This is a genomic window from Enterocloster sp. OA13, assembly GCF_022440595.1.
Classification (GTDB): domain Bacteria; phylum Bacillota; class Clostridia; order Lachnospirales; family Lachnospiraceae; genus Enterocloster; species Enterocloster hominis.
Window position 1 is genome coordinate 2,218,197 of record NZ_JAKNTF010000001.1, and the last position, 15,738, is coordinate 2,233,934.

General features: G+C 52.5%; 12 protein-coding genes. All 12 read right to left on the bottom strand.

What is annotated here, in order from left to right; all coding sequences use genetic code 11:
* Window position 1: 1 nt before the first annotated feature.
* Window positions 2-748 carry a 5-formyltetrahydrofolate cyclo-ligase gene (locus MCJ35_RS09835; protein ID WP_008725919.1) on the bottom strand — a complete coding sequence of 249 codons (747 nt, stop codon included), beginning with the start codon at window positions 746-748 and terminating at the stop codon, window positions 2-4.
* A 221-nt stretch (window positions 749-969) separates the two neighbouring features.
* A complete protein-coding gene (locus MCJ35_RS09840) occupies window positions 970-1,293 on the bottom strand; it encodes a PH domain-containing protein (protein ID WP_008725920.1) in 324 nt (107 codons plus the stop codon).
* 88 nt (window positions 1,294-1,381) lie between these two features.
* Window positions 1,382-1,588 carry a DUF4177 domain-containing protein gene (locus tag MCJ35_RS09845; protein WP_025487271.1) on the bottom strand — a complete coding sequence of 69 codons (207 nt, stop codon included), beginning with the start codon at window positions 1,586-1,588 and terminating at the stop codon, window positions 1,382-1,384.
* 266 nt (window positions 1,589-1,854) lie between these two features.
* On the bottom strand, window positions 1,855-3,213 hold the full coding sequence (locus MCJ35_RS09850; RefSeq protein ID WP_008725922.1) for a citrate/2-methylcitrate synthase: 1,359 nt from the start codon (window positions 3,211-3,213) through the stop codon (window positions 1,855-1,857).
* Between the two features lie 95 nt (window positions 3,214-3,308).
* The gene (locus MCJ35_RS09855) at window positions 3,309-6,692 is read right to left on the bottom strand and encodes an ATP-binding protein (RefSeq protein WP_155858528.1); all 3,384 of its coding nucleotides are present in this window, start codon (window positions 6,690-6,692) and stop codon (window positions 3,309-3,311) included.
* A 40-nt stretch (window positions 6,693-6,732) separates the two neighbouring features.
* A complete protein-coding gene (locus tag MCJ35_RS09860) occupies window positions 6,733-7,539 on the bottom strand; it encodes a DUF4194 domain-containing protein (protein WP_008725926.1) in 807 nt (268 codons plus the stop codon).
* Window positions 7,539-8,918 (bottom strand): Wadjet anti-phage system protein JetA family protein, encoded by a 1,380-nt coding sequence (locus tag MCJ35_RS09865; RefSeq protein WP_025487269.1) that lies wholly within the window; start codon window positions 8,916-8,918, stop codon window positions 7,539-7,541. Before MCJ35_RS09865 ends, MCJ35_RS09860 begins: the two co-directional genes overlap by 1 nt.
* A gap of 83 nt (window positions 8,919-9,001) precedes the next feature.
* Entirely contained in the window at window positions 9,002-10,522 is a 1,521-nt protein-coding gene (locus tag MCJ35_RS09870; protein ID WP_240299461.1) for a DUF4846 domain-containing protein, read from the bottom strand.
* A gap of 262 nt (window positions 10,523-10,784) precedes the next feature.
* A complete protein-coding gene (locus tag MCJ35_RS09875; protein WP_025487267.1) occupies window positions 10,785-12,500 on the bottom strand; it encodes a carbon starvation CstA family protein in 1,716 nt (571 codons plus the stop codon).
* 133 nt (window positions 12,501-12,633) lie between these two features.
* Window positions 12,634-14,172, bottom strand: a complete 1,539-nt coding sequence (cobA, locus tag MCJ35_RS09880) for a uroporphyrinogen-III C-methyltransferase (RefSeq protein ID WP_025487266.1) — start codon at window positions 14,170-14,172, stop codon at window positions 12,634-12,636.
* 1 nt (window position 14,173) lies between these two features.
* Window positions 14,174-15,079: a hydroxymethylbilane synthase gene (hemC, locus tag MCJ35_RS09885; protein ID WP_008725934.1), complete on the bottom strand. Its 906-nt coding sequence runs from the start codon at window positions 15,077-15,079 to the stop codon at window positions 14,174-14,176.
* On the bottom strand, window positions 15,072-15,722 hold the full coding sequence (locus MCJ35_RS09890; protein WP_025487265.1) for a precorrin-2 dehydrogenase/sirohydrochlorin ferrochelatase family protein: 651 nt from the start codon (window positions 15,720-15,722) through the stop codon (window positions 15,072-15,074). Before MCJ35_RS09890 ends, hemC begins: the two co-directional genes overlap by 8 nt.
* Window positions 15,723-15,738 lie beyond the last annotated feature (16 nt).

Below are 15,738 nucleotides of genomic sequence, written 5' to 3' on the forward strand. Positions count from 1 at the left end.
CTTATTTGCAATGTACCTTACACCACAGTTCCTGTACCGGAGGAATCTGCTCCCTCATGCCTGGGGCAAGGCGGCACCAGATGATTCCCTTGGTGGGCCTTGGGAACTCATGGCGCGTCTCGATGATGCGCGTAGGTGTCACGATGTAGTCAATGGCGGTGTCATACTCTTCCACCGTAACGTCCACGTCAGCCACCTGGCAGTCATGGCCGGCCCCCACAATCACAGAGGTTTCATCCACAATGCCCATGGTATATAACATGGCCCACTCCAGATCAAAGTACCCATGTCCCTTGCCGAAACGGATGCCGCTGGGCGTGATGGCAGATGCGCCGGTCACCAGCATATCGATGTGGCCCACGGACTCTTTTAACTGCTCCAGGGTCTGGTGCTTCCAGTAACGGGAGACCCCGTCAAGCAGGGAGGCAACCTCTTCCTTCCCTTCCGGGATGTACTCAGGACGGATGAGGAAAAATCCCCTGGTAATCCCGTAGTTGGTCATGACAACTGTCTTCCTGTCACGGAATGCTGTTTCACGCAGCGTTTCCAGGTTATTGTCCGGCGTTATGAAAATCACCTTGGCGTTCTTATACATATCCGTGGACGCCAGCAGTGCGGCGCCCTTGTCACTGCCTTCATAATCCGCGATAAACTCTGAAAACTGCCAGCTGAATTTGGAATCCGGCCTTGCCACCTTAAGTAACTCTTCCCAGATTTTTACCCTTGCTGTTTTTGCATCCATTTTCATGCCCCTCTCTTCTCCTTTGTGTACTTATTCTTTTTCCTCATATTTTTCACGTTTATTATTAACACAGCTAATATTAGTATGTTTTTTATTGTTTGTCAATCATTAATTAAGAGGATTGCAAAATGTCCCTGGGAGGGGGAGATATGGTCCCATGGGAAATAAAAAACGGAGTCCCCGGACATATACAGGACCCCGTCAATAAATGCGGCTTATTCTTATTCTTAAAGTTTGGACTGAATCAGTTCAAGTACTTCCTTCCTCTTAAGGACAGACAGCTTATATGTTTTCCCGTCCTTCATGGAAACCTTGATTCCGGTGGGAAGGAACTGAAGAAGCGGTCCGACCTTGCAAAGGCCTGCGGATTCCATCTCTGAATATGGAAGGTCCAGGGCCGCCACAAACCCGCCCCTAAAGATGATCCGTTCATTCGTGAACCAATATTTACCGGATTTCTGGCTGTAAAAACAAAGGGTTTTTTCCCAATAATCACCTTTCAGTTCTTTTTCAATCTGTTCACCTTCATGTAAATCCAATGCATCTGCCATGATTCGGCCTCCTTTGTATGTTGTGATAACGCTAATCCATTATACACTAGGTATACCGGAAATGGAATACAAAAAAAGGAAAACCTCCTCAGTTTTCCTTTTCCAATACAATTTCATAACTGCCGCCGCTTATCATCCTGCGCTCGCCGGCCGGGCTGATGATCTGTATCAGCCGCCATCCCTGGGCAGCCTCGCTCATGATGATTTCCTTACACCGCTCCAGAGTCTCCATATTGCCATTTTTCAAGTTTCCGTCTAAGGGAACTTCCACGAATTTATAATCAAATTTTCCCATAACAACAACTCTTTCTCTTATGATATTTGCCTTCATTATAATGGTATTGCTCATAAAGATACCATTGGAATTTGCAGGGCGGGTATAAAGATTGTATATAGATTCAGGAATGATTCCTGTTTTTATGTAAAAAAATGGGGATATGGAACGTCCGGCGCCCAAATCCCCATCCATGACCCGTTCCGCCCACAGGGCAGACGGACCTCTTCTTATTTACTTTTTACAACGGATAACCGCACCCTATTACAGAGCATGATATACTATGCTCACCGCTCTGACAATGGCTTATAAACTTCTTCCTGCATTACGCTGGTATATGCGGGACGGATAATCTTATCCATATTGATTAACTCTTCGATGCGGTGTGCGCTCCAGCCCACAATCCTTGCAATTGCAAAGATAGGTGTGAACATCTCTTCCGGGATATCCAGCATGCTGTAAACAAAACCGCTATAGAAATCAACGTTGGCGCTGACGCCTTTGTAGATTTTACGCTCTTCGGTGATGACCTTTGGACCCAGCTCCTCAATCATGGAGTACAGTTCAAAATCATCCTCACGGCCTTTTTCCTCTGAGAGCTGCCTTACGAAGCGTTTGAAGATTTCAGCTCTTGGGTCCGACTTGGAGTATACGGCGTGGCCCATTCCGTAGATAAGGCCTTTTTTATCAAATGCCTCCTTGTGGAGAAGCTTCTTCAGGTAATCTTCCACTTCCTCCCTGTCCTTTAAATCCTTTACATTCTTCCTTAAGTCAGCCATCATCTCCACTACCTTGATGTTGGCGCCGCCGTGCTTTGGTCCCTTTAAGGAGGCCAGGGCCGCGGAGACAACGGAATATGTATCGGTTCCGGAAGAGGTGACCACGTGGGTGGTGAAGGTGGAGTTATTACCGCCGCCATGCTCCATATGAAGGATCAGTGCAAGATCCAGCACATGTGCCTCCACTTCGGAGTACTTCATATCCGGGCGCAGCAGCCTTAACAGGTTCTCTGCCGTGGACAGGTTCTCGTCCGGACGGTGGATATACATGCTGGCATCCCTCTCATAGTGGTTGTAAGCATGGTAGCCGTAAACGGCCAGCATGGGCATGACACTGATTAACATCATGCTCTGCCTGAGCACATTGGGGATGGAGATATCCCATGCCTTGTCATCATAGCTTGCCAGGGTCAGGATACTCTTGCTTAAGGATATCATCATATCCCTGGATGGGGCCTTCATCACAACGTCCCTGACAAAATTCGTGGGAAGGGTGCGGCTGAATGCCAGGCTTTCCCTGAACTTTGTGAGCTGGCTGTCACCGGGCAACTCACCAAAAAGAAGCAGATACGCAATCTCTTCAAACCCATACCGGTTGTCTCTCACCACTCCGCCTATTAAATCATAAATGTTATAACCCCGGTAGAATAGTTTTCCTTCACAGGGCACCTTTACCCCGTCCACAACCTTGTTGGACTCAATTTTGGACACTTTCGTCAGTCCTGCCACAACACCGTTACCATTCTTGTCGCGGAGCCCCCGTTTCACCTCGTACTTCTCGTAGAGCCCCAAATCAATCCTCTCATCATTCAGGCAGATATCTGCCCACTGACTTACATTGTCCATAAATTCCTTTGTCTGAATCATGCAAATCTCTCCTTTCCGTTTTCGATATAGTTTCCTCCTATGAAATCAGTAATGGTACTATTTTAATATATTTTACCGATTATTGCAATACTTTCCTATTCTTCTTCCAAATCTTTTACCAGTTCCTGGAAACGGTCCCGTTCAAATTCCTGAATGGAAATGGACTTTTTATTGGGATTTGCAAACACGAATGTCTTGTCCACGTTCTCCACATAGTTCTGTATCTTATCATTGGTGGCGCTGATGATGGCCTGGAACCCAAGGCCCCGGATCAGCTCGATGCAGCTTGCCACCTTTTCGGCATCCATTTTGGAAAATGCCTCGTCCAGCACCACCAGGCGGATGGTGGGATTGCGCTCCATCCTGGGGGATAGGTTGATGCGGTATGCCTGGGCGAAGCTGGCCAAAAGGGCCACATACAGGGGATTCTGGCCCTCCCCTCCTGAATTTTTCTTAATCATCCGGCTCAGGCGGATTTTAATCACCTCATCCTCATTCCGGATCAGCTGCTGCATGTCAAAGGACAGATAGGTGCGGTAATCCGCATATTTATCCATATTGCGCTTCGCCTCCTCCAGCTCCTGGGGCGTGGCGTTTTCCGGCGGTATGAAGATGCCGATCAGGTCATTGATTAAAACCCCGTACTGGTTTTCGTGCTGGGTGGTGAAAAGGTCCAGCTGGTTGTCAAAGGAATCCGTCAGCTGGGACGGGTTTACCTCCAGGGATTCGTCCATGAACATATCATAGTACCTGCCGTCCGCGCCCTTGTTGCGCCCGATGACAAACTGGTATTTGTCCTTTCCGAAATCCAGGCGGCTGATGATGCGGTTCAGCTCATCCCCGCGGAGCATGGCTTCCCGTATGGCGCTGCGGATTTTATACATGAAGTCATTTTTAAAATGCTCCACGGCGGCCCGGGCCTGGTCCGCTGCCTTCTGCCTGTATTCCTCCAGATGGTCGCAGGACAGGCTTTTAAGGAGGTGGTCATATGCCTGGTTATCCTTATGGTTCACCGGGAAATTCCGGTTGGGATAACGGCGCAGGTAGTCGGTCCTTGCGGTCATCAGGTCCTGGAAGGCCGTGTCACGGCTTTCTGAAATCCGGCTGCACCTTGTGCTGTAGCTTTCCTTTTCCCGGTCATACCTTGGATGGTCCTTGGCCGACAGGTATCCGGCCAGTTCCGTGTCCAGCCCGCTGTTGCTTACCCAGCCCCGTTCCTGATCCGTCAGGGCCGCATTCAGGCTGATGGCTGTATTCTGGTACCGGCTGATTTCATTTTCCTTGTCCCGGATCAGGTTCATCAGCCCGTCCCGCTCCCGCTTCTTGCCGTCGCAAAGGCTTACCACCGCCTTCCTCTCCTGCTCCAGCTGGTCCACGTCCTGGGTCTTCAGCTTCTCAAGCTTTGACAGAAGCTGCTTCTTTTCACGCTGCTTTTCATTCCAGGCGCCCATATCCCTTAACCATTCCAGATATTCCTCCGGCTCACCGCCAAGGCGCTCAAGGCTGAGGATGCGCTGGCACTCACGTACGATTTCCTCCAGAGGTTTTTTCTGTTCCTCCATGGACTTAAGCTCCTGCTCCAGAAGCCGGATGCGCTTCCTCACACTGTCCTTGCCGATGTAAGCAAACTTACTGTAGTTTTCAGGATTGATGTGCTGGAGCCGGAAGCTGTGGTAGAGCAGGCAGCTGTCGGTGATGCCGATCCGGCACTGGCGGAGTTCCTGGGTGGTGGCGCATTTGATTACTTTTCCCAGCAAAAGGTCGATGTAGGGCTGGATATAGGACTCACGCACCGACACCTCCTCGGACAGGGCGCCCTCAAGGACCGTGGGCTGGCTTTGGGACAGTTTTTCCGTGTCCAGGACAGCTGCGTTATAATACTCTTTTTTATCCAGTTCCCCATATATTTCCAGGGCAATACGGGCATATTTAGGAGGGACCACAAGGCTCAGCTTCTGGCTGCCAAGATACCCCTCCACCGCATTGCGCCACTGGTCCTTTTTGATGTCCAGCAGGTCTGCAAGGATATGGACGTCCACACCCTTTCCGGTTTCTTCCAGCAGGCGGCGCTGCAGGAAGCTTCTGGCATGCTCCAGGTATTTAGGATATGCCTTGTTGCCGGAACGCAGCTTTTCCAGTTCGTCTTTTGTCTGTTTTTCCCTGTTTTTCAGGTCCCTAATCTCAGCGGCAGCCTCCTGGCGCTGCTTTTCCGTGTCCGCGCACATGGAGGCAATGGATTCCTTCAGGCGGCAAAGGGTTTTATTGTCAATGGTGCGGTTTTCAAATTCCTCAATATCCCAGAGGGTCTGGTTGGAGGTGATATCCTCGTCTTCCCATGCCTTGAGGGACTGGGTGGTCTGCTGCCACCTGGCCTCGCTTTTGCCCAGGCGCTCCAGAAGCTGGTTCAGGGCCTCCGCCTGCTTTTTCAGGTCCTCATAGCCGGTTGAGGCAATGCGGCGCAGCAGATCGTCCCCCTGTTCGGTCAGGTCCGCAATCTGGGTTTCCACTGCTGTTCGCGTATCCTCCTGGCGTTTCAGGTCCTCCTTTGCCAAGGACAGCCGGTCGGCCAGTGTCCTGACCTGGGACTGAAGGTCCAGGATTTCCAGCTTTTTCACGAAGTAGGCATATTTCTCCAGCTGCTGTTCCTTTTCCTGGTAAACACCGTATGCCTGCCGGATACGGTTCAGTTCCTCTATCTCCGCGCAGGTGTCCTCTATCTTTTTGCGCATGCGTCCATACTGCATGACGCTTTCCTGCATGTCCTCAATGTGGATGTCCTGCTCCATGCAGATGTATTCTTTTACAAAATCTTCCAGTTTTATGTTCATGCGGAAGGGGATGGCCCGTTTGAACAGTAAGGGGAATTTCTCAGGATCCAGTCCGCCCAGGTATGTGTCATACAGCACCCTGCGGAACCGTTCATTGTGGGAGGTGGCAAAGCATTCCTCCTTGTTGAAATGTTCCTGGAGGTAGGATTCCACCTCCGCTATGGACATGGTGCGCTTCCCTGTGCGGTATGCATTGTCCCACATAGGGCCTTTGTGCCAGAAAAAGCGGCGGGAAATGTCGTTGGCGGATGTCTCCACGTCAAACACGATTCCCACGCACTGGCATTCCCCTGTGTCGCTGCGCTTCAGTTCCAGGACAATGGTGGAGGAAAAATTCTGGTTCCTGAGATAGGAAAATTCGTTATTCTCCCCAATGTTCACCATGCCCCGCAGGTATTCAATCAGGCTCCGGTCCGAGTCATCGGCCGCTGCCTTGTTAAAGAATCCCCTGCCGTCCGTGTTGGCGTACAGAAGGATCTGCATGGCGTCAATCACAGTGGATTTCCCGCTGCCGGAATGTCCGGTAAAGAAATTGATGTCCTCATTAAACGAAAGGATACGTTTATTGATATAGTGCCAGTTGTTCAGGCAGATCCTGGAGAGGGCCAGAAAACGGCCTTTATTCTCCGTCCGCTTCTGCGGTATTTCCATCTGGGGCATTTCCATCTGATTCATCTTCGTCTGGTTCAGTTCAATCTGGTTCATTTTCGTCTGGTTCATTTTCATCTGGCTCATTTCCGCCTGGTTCGGTTCCAACTGATTCATATTCATCTGACCCATATTCATCTGTTCCATCGTCCTCATCTCCTCTGTCGTCCAGTCCGGGGGGCTGTATCAGGCGTTCCCGGTCCACCTCATCCAAATCCGCCTTTACCTGTACGCCTTCATCCTCCGCGCTTTCGTCAAAGAAAGCCAGCAGCTGCCGGGCGTCATCGCCCATCAGGACCACGTTGATGCAGGGATAGATAATCATGCGGCTCTCGCTGTTTAAATCCTCCAGCAGATCCAGGGGTTCCAGTATCTGGTACTTTTTCAGCAGTGTCACGGCCCGCCTGATATCCGTGGGCGAGGGCTGCTTCTTAAAAAGACGGTAATTCCCCAGCTTTTCGTGTATCTCCCTGAGGGTGGTATACACATTCACACTGGTGGACACACTTTCCATCTGTTCATCATAAATCAGCTTCAATACCAGCAGGTACAGGGTTGCCAGCTTGGGCAGCTTATCCCCCATCAGGTTCCCGCCCTGGATATAGATGATTCCTGTCTGGGTATTTTCCATGACCTCAATCCCGCTGACAGCAAAGTAACTGCGGATGAATTCCAGATGCTTGTTGCAGTCCCTGAAATCCGGGTTATACTGGAACCGCCCCGAACGGCGGTCAAATTTGTGTTCCAGGATAAAGGTCTGGTGAAGCAGGAGGCGTATGGACGCGGTGAGCCGCGCCTGTTCCTCCTGCAGCAACGTATCATAATAGGCAATGCCTTCTTCAAGGGCCATTATCTCTTCCTCCTTGCAAATACAAACCTGGGATAGCTGTACCTGCCGTTATGTATCATCTCAGGCTCCGGATTTTCCACCGTGTACGGGCTTTTCTGCCTGGTGGAATAATCATAGGCCAGGATCAGCTTCTCAAACTCCTCATCGCTGCGCGCCGTGTCCTTGTCAACTTCCATGATCCCGTTTTCCATCCTGCCCTCGATGAAGTCCTCGATTTCCTTTTTGCTGTAACGGTTCCTTACCTTGTTCAGGTTCAGCACCTCTTCCATGGACAGTTCCTCAGACACGTCCTCGTCCTTTAGCTGTTCCTTAAAATCTGATTTTGTCCTGCGTTTCTTATACAGGGATTTCTCCGACAGGATGTTTAGCTGGGACAGGTTCATTTTCCCGCCTATTACCTGTACATCCTGGTCCGTGCAGTCATATTCAGAAAGGTGGTTCAGCAGCTGGATCACAAGGCCCTTCATGTTGTCCTCCTGGTTCAGGAGGTAATTAAGCCGTGTGACCGTGGCGCGCACATACCGGGTATGCTCTTTGTCCATATTGGCAATGCGGTGTTCAATATCATCAAAGCCCCGCTCCAGCTGGTCCAGCTTCTCCATGACCTGGGCCTCCGTCACATCGGGCGGCCTGCGGCCAAAGAAGCCCGTGGCCCTGGAACACATGTGCCTGGTCCATTCCTCGTCCTGGCGCATGGCGGTGATCCAGCGCTTAATATCTGTTTTGTACAGATAGAAATTGTCCGAGGTTTTCAGGATGTGGTATTTTTTATTGACGATTTCCTCCACATAACGGTCCAGATGCTCCTTTAACAGACTGCTGTAATTCTTCTGCTCCAGCAGGCTTCCAAAGAACTTATCCATATTGTGCAGCATGTCCTGAAGGGATTTGTTCAGCTTCTTGGTATTGACAAGGGCTGTATTCAGGAGGGTTATACTGGAACGGGGGTCATTTTTAAGAGAAAAAAGAATGGCATAGACATTCTGGATGTATACTTCAGTCTCATCTTCCTCATCGCTTGCCAGCCTTGCAAATGCTTCAATCATCACGGCCGCGTAATCGGGTATGACGATGTTCACGGTCATATTGGCATAATCGTCCACCTTCCTGAGCCAGCCGTTCCTCAAAAGCCAGTTGAGGACGCGTGTGGCGGGCGGTTCCAGGGTGTCCCAGTCATCCTCTGTCTCGTCCTGCCAGAGCACATACTTCTTCCTGGAAAAATATTCGCCCAGAAGCTGGATACACATTTCCCTGCTCAGGAAATAGTTGCTGTACTCGTATTCCTCGTTGATTTTCAACAGTGCCTCAATATAAGTAGACCGGTTAATGGAGCGGAATAAGCTCCAAAACCGGTCCGGTATCTCATTCATAAGTATCATCCTAAGCCTCCGGAAACAACCTGCTTTTGGCAGCGGTTTTCCGTACTATTATAACAGGAATCAGGAAATGTGACAATCAGAAATCAAAATCCTCCCCAGCGTTTCAGGCTTCCCTCCTGGAACACGTATTCCGGGGTGAGGAAGGGGTAGGATAGGTCTTTGGTAAAATACCAGGGATTCCCCTCGCTGTCCGGGTTCTTCAGGACATGGAATTCCTGGGCAGGCATATAGCCCTGGGCCAGAAGGAAGCAGGTCTCCCCGTCCCCGTTCACGGCCACATCCGCAACCATGACGCAGTGCCCGGGGCTGCCGCCTTTGATGAACATGTCGCCTGCCTTTAGCTGGTCCGGGGATATGGGTGAACCCTCCTCATCCAGGGAGAGGGTTCCCGCATACATCATCACATATTTCAGATACAGGAGGAAGGTTTCATAGGAATCATCATAGGACGCCTTCTTTACCCACGACACCTGGTTCCCGTCCACCTGAAGCCGGTTCCCTTCCCTCCATGAGGGATAATCCATCAGAAAACCATTGGTCAGGTGGAACGCAATCCTGTCCTGGTTCCCTGTGGACCAGAAATATTCCGCATAAACGCGGATGATGCTGTCCGCGCATTGCTGAAGGTCGCTGTCAAAGACAGGCAGGTCAAATACGGCTTCGTGGGCGCCCTGATTCCCCTTCTCGCTGCCGTCATAAAGCAGGACAGGGCTTTTATCCGCTTTCAGGGGAAACCTTCTCAGATACTGCTGGAAGCTTCCTTCCGGCGCAGCCTCCCTTGTGTATCCGGCAGGGGCGGGAAAACGTTCCTCCAGGCAGGTTCCGTCCGGATTGATGGCTATGCTATCCGTACCGCTGCCAGGATTGTTGTATGATCCATCCGTTGGTTGATGGCCGGAATCACCGCCCGTATCACCACCAGCAGCACCAGCATCATCTGCTTCCCCTGCAGATGCCTGTCCTATACCCTTTTCTGCGGATACAATCCTGACCCCGTAAATCAGATTGGAGTAGTCGCTCAGATGGACGTATCCGTCAATGGGGTCCATGGCCGTGATGTCAAAACCATCCTCCTCCGTGCCGGTCAGCATGATCCAGTGCACTGCCCCGCTTTTGCGTTTCACTTTGACAATGGGATACCTTCCTTCCCTTATCATGCGGTTGACGGACGCGGCGGATGTATCGTCAGACAGATCCACATAGACCCCTGGCAGGGCTTCCTCAAGGGCCGCCCACAGGATGGCGCCGTTTTCATTGTAAACCCCGTTTTCATTGAATATCCGGTTCAGTTCACCAGGCGTATGGTCATATATCCCCTGGGCTTTTAAAGACGCTGCGATACAGCAGGTCAGGCAGCCGGAGGACGCCATGGTATCCCCGGACCCGCCCAGGGTATTGCCGGCCCAGTCATCGTCCCTCTGGCTGTAGTCAAAATATGCCTCCAGAGGGAACCGGCCCGCATAATAGGCGTCCCCTGTGACCTGGCTTGCCCCCTTCCCTCTTCTGGTCAGCCAGACAGCTGCCGCTGTCAGTATGCAGGCCAGCACCAAAACACCCACCAGGATTCCCTGCCTCACCGTATGGTTTCTTTTTACATCTCCCAAGACCCTGCCTCCCTGTTCTTAATTGTTTGCTTACTATTTTAGCAGATGTTCCTTAGGAAAATATTTCATTTGTTTAACGATTGTTTTAATCTAGTGCTCCATCCAGCCAGAAACCGTACTTCCAGCACTGCCTATTTTGCCATCTGCCGCGTTGTCGTCAGTCAGCGGAGGACCCACTCCGCTTCCCTCCTCCGCCTTGCAGGCTGACAAAATATCCAGCACTGGCAGTACGGTTTCTGACTGGATGGAGCACTAGGCCGTGTTAAGCGGTCACCTCTTTACCGGACGCACCATCTGCTGCCTCCGTATCCTTTTCCAGAAGTTTCCTGATTCCCTCAAAGGCCACAATCACACCAAGGACCAGAAGGAGGACTGCAAATACAAGCTGGAGCGCATTGCCGAACACAAACTGGCTGGAAAGGGCGGATACCAGGTCCCGTATCTTAAGGGCCAGGGCCGTAAAGGTAACGCCCAGCATGATGACCATGGGTCCCCAGAGCATCACGCCCTGTCTGTGGGTCCTCTTTAAGAACACGGCGCATGCAATCAGCGCCAGTGCGGACAGCAGCTGGTTGGCAGAGCCGAACAGGGGCCAGATGCTTGCATAGCCTGCCCTTGACAGCGCATAGCACAGGGCCAGGGTCAGTATGGTGGAAAAGTACTTGTTGGTCAGCACCCGGTTTAAGGAACCCTGGTTTTCAGGAGCAACATCATCGTTTGTAAAGAATTCCTGGAAAGCAATGCGTCCCACACGTGCCACTGAGTCAAGGCTGGTCAGGGCAAAGGCGGAAATGGACAGCGTGATCAGGGTGTAGCTGACGGAATCCGGCAGGCCCAGGGAGGTAAGGAACATGGCAATGGCCTTGGCAAATACCTGGGGAGGCGTGCCGGTTGGCAGCGTCCCGCCCGTGGCCAGGGCACCCACTGCAATCAGCGCGGTGATGGCCAGCAGGCTCTCCAGCAGCATGGCGCCGAATGAAACCGGAAGCATGTTCTTTTCATTCTTAATCTGCTTGCTGGCCGTTCCCGAGGAAACCAGTGAATGGAACCCGGATACAGCGCCGCAGGCAATGGTCACGAACAGGGTTGGGAACAGATAGGAAATGTTGCCGTTCCCGTCCATGAACGCAAAGGATGTAAAGGAGGGCAGGTTCATGGATGGATTGTAGACACAGATTCCAAGGACCGAACCGATGATCATGGCCAGCAGCAGGTAGCTGTTTAAGTAGTCCCTTGGCTGGAGCAGCGCCCAGACCGGGGTGACACATGCCACGATCACATACAGGAATACAAAGATAAGCCAGCTGCCCTGGGGAACATATACCGGGAATGCCAGCCCCAGCGCAACAGCGAGGACTAAAAGCCCGATGGCCGCCAGTGTATTCATGAGTTTGCCGCATTTCCCGAACTTCAGGAAAAAGCCAAGGGCCACTGCAAACAGGATGAACAGCAGGGATGTGGACGCCACTGCGCCGTTGGCAGCGATGCGCCCTCCTGTGGCGGCATCGAATCCATTAAAGGTACCGGCCACGATATCTGCAAAGGCGGCTACCACCAGGATGGAAAACAGCCAGGTGAATAGCAGGAACAGCCGTTTTCCCAGCTTGCCGATATAGAGTTCAATGATATAGCCGATGGAACGCCCCTTGTTCTTGACAGAAGCATACATGGATGCAAAATCCTGTACCGCTCCAAAGAACACGCCTCCCAACAGGATCCACAGCATCACGGGAAGCCAGCCGAACATGGCTGCCTGGATGGGACCGTTAATGGGACCGGCTCCTGCAATGGATGCGAACTGGTGTCCAAACACAACATTGGTATCAGCAGGGACATAGTCCACCCCGTCCTCCATCTCATAGGCAGGCGTCTTTGCATCGGGATCCACGCCCCATTTCCTGGCAAGGTATCTGCCGTAAATCAGATAAGCGCCGCCTAAAACCACTACAGCTAACAACATCATCAATAAACCGTTCATATTCAGGTCTCCTCACATTAAGTATTTATCATCAAGTCTTGATGACAAGGAGTTTATCACTTCAGCGTGAAGATGGCAATGGAAAATTAACGATTTGTTTATACTTTATTTATATATTTTTAATAACTTCAGGTTATACAAATGAATCCTTTATGATTGCCTTAACAAGACCTTCAATATGATACTGTGCTGCGGTGATGTCCGCCTTATATCCCTGGCGCTCCAGTTCGCGGGCAGTGACCGCTCCGATGCAGACCAGTTTCGGATTCTTTGGATGTACTGCAGGCCCCTGTATCCCAACCGCCTTATCCCCGGTTCCCCCTTGGGGCAGACAGTCGAAAAATGCCCTGACCCCGGACGCGCTGGCAAATGTAATGTAGTCAAATCCCATTACCTCCTCCGGGATAAAGGAAGCGGACGGCTGGCCCGTCACTTCATAGAGGACAATGTCGTCAAAGTGGATCCCCGCATTGAGGAGTGTCTGCGCAAGTATGGGGGAACCGCCTGCGGACCTGGCAATCAGCAGCCTGTCCCCCGGGCTTACCGCATGGACCAGGCCGTCTGCCAGGGCTTTCGCACAGTATGTGTCCGGCATATAGTCCGCGTTGAATCCATACCCGGACAGTTCCCTGCCCGTACCGTCCCCGATTACCGCAAACTTCACATGCCCCAGGCAGCGGCAATCCCTTCCGTCTTTGAACAGCCCCTGGAAAAAAAGCCTTACACCGTTGGCGCTTGTAAACACAAGCCAGGTATAGGAAGGGAGGTTCCGGTACGCGGCCTGCATGGGGGCTTCCTCTATGTGGTCCTCCACCTTCATGTTTACCAGCCAGGAAACCTGCGCCCCCTGTTCCGAAAGGGCTGCTGCCAGTTTCCCGGCAAACTGCTCTGTTCCGGTAATCCCCACCCGCCTGCCCGCAAGGGGGCCTGCGGTCCTGTACTTCATCTCATATGCGGCCGTATCCCCGACCACGATGATGGCCGGGGTCCCAAGCCCGGCTTCCCTGACACGGCTGCTTATCTGGGACAATGGGGCCCGTACAACCCGCTCGCCCGGCAGCGTCCCGTTCTCTATGACAGCCGCCGGTGTGTCAGGAGACTTTCCGCTGTCAATCAGCTGCTTTGCAATCAGTGGAAGCTGCCCCAGCCCCATAAGGAAGACCAAGGTGCCGGGTAATGTCCCATATACCCCAAAATCAGGCGGAAGGCATTCCATTCCGGCCTGGGTATGTCCTGTGATGACATGGAAGCTTCGGCTGACAGCCCGGTGGGTCACCGGTATCCCGGCGCATTCCGGTACGGCAACTGCGGAGGTCACGCCGGGCACTGTCTCGTAAGGAATGCCGTGTTTTTCCAAGGCCAGGATTTCCTCCCCTCCGCGTCCGAACACAAAGGGGTCCCCGCCCTTCAGCCTTACAACCGTATGGCCGGATAAGGCCAGCTCCACCAGGACGTCGTTAATCTCCTCCTGTTTCATGGAGTGATGCCCTGCCTGTTTTCCCACATAGATTTTCCTGCAGGTTTCAGGAACCCAGTCCAGAAACCGCTTCGACGCCAGATGGTCGTAAACCACCACGTCGCAGGAGGACAGAAGTTCCCTGCCCTTTATCGTCATCAGCCCGGGGTCTCCCGGGCCTGCTCCTACCAGATACACACATCCCAATCTATCCATCTTACATCAGTCCCCTTCCTGCCTGCAGGGCAAGCGCTTCCAGTTCTTTTTCCGTGACCGCTCCCTCCAGGCTGATCCGTCTCGTGACACGGTCCGGCCTGCTGATTCCCCATACCTCCATCTTTCCATCCATGATATTGGAATAGATGCCGATGGGTTCATGGCAGCCCGCGTCCAGAAGCTTCAGCACCATGCGCTCCAGGGTCAGGCACAGACGCCCCTCCCGGCTGTCAATGGCCTGGCAGAGCCTGGCGGCGTCACTGCCCTCCCGGGCCTCCACCGCCATGATTCCCTGGCCCCCGGCGGGAATGAACACCGTGGGGTCCAGATATTTAAAATCATAGGAAGGGTTTCCTAGAAGGTCCAGACGTTCCAATCCGGCCGCGGCCAGGATGATACCGTCATAAAGCCCCTCCTCCAGCTTCCTGAGCCGTGTGTGGACATTTCCCCGCAGGGTGGCACAGGTTAGACTGGCGGCCCCCGGCCACAGCTGCCCGCGGTATTCCACTGCTTCCAGCTGTCTTCTGGGACTGGAGGTGCCGATTACAATATGTTCCCTGTCCTTAGGGGAGCCTTTCATGGTCACCAGCACATCCCTGGGGTCCCCGCGCCCGGATACGGCTGCAATCACCAGTCCCTCACCCAGTTCCATGGGCAGGTCCTTGGCGCTGTGCACGGCCAGGTCAATGGCGCCTTCCTTCATGGCCTGTTCAAATTCAGAGACAAATACCCCCTTACCTCCGAATTCCTGCAGCGGTTTATCCAGGATTTTATCTCCCAGTGTCTCCTTGGTGACCAGTTCCACCTCTATGTCAGGCCATGCCCGTTTCAGTCCGTCTGCAATCAGATGGGTCTGGATCAGGGCCAGGGCGCTTTTCCTTGTGCCGATACGGATGATATTACTCATGTTCTTGTTCCCGCTTTCTGTTTATGATAGTCTCTGCCTGGGTGTCCGTGAGATGGCAGCCATGTTGAAGGCCTTCTTGTGCCAGCTCATAGAAAACAGCAGAACGTATGGCAGGGGAATGGGGAAACCGTTCCTTGACCTGCGCCCTGTATCCGCCCAGCCTGGCGGCCAGACCTCCCAGCCCCTCAGGCATTGCCGCCTTTATCCTGTCCTTTAAGTACCTGGCTATGACAGGACTCATCCCTCCTGTGGATATGCCCACCACCACAGGATCATCCCTGACAATGGAGGGAAAGATAAAGGAACATTCCTCCTTCACATCCACCACATTGACCGGGATTTTCTTAATCTGGCAAAGGCTGGATATGTGGCTGTTTAATGCAGTGTCGCTGGTTGCTGCAATCACAAAATCAGCGTCCTCAATATCACTGTCTTCGAACCCCCGCCGTGCCACGGACAGGGCATCCCCGTAAACGCCGCCCTGCACCATATCCAAAAGTCCCTCACAAAGGCAGGGCGATACCACCTGGATAAGTGGACCGTAGGGAATCAGGTCGCGCACCTTGCGGCAGGCCACCTCCCCTCCGCCTGCAATCAGCCACTTCCTTCCCTCAATATCTGCAAAAAACGGAAAATAAGCCAAATCCATACCTCCTTCA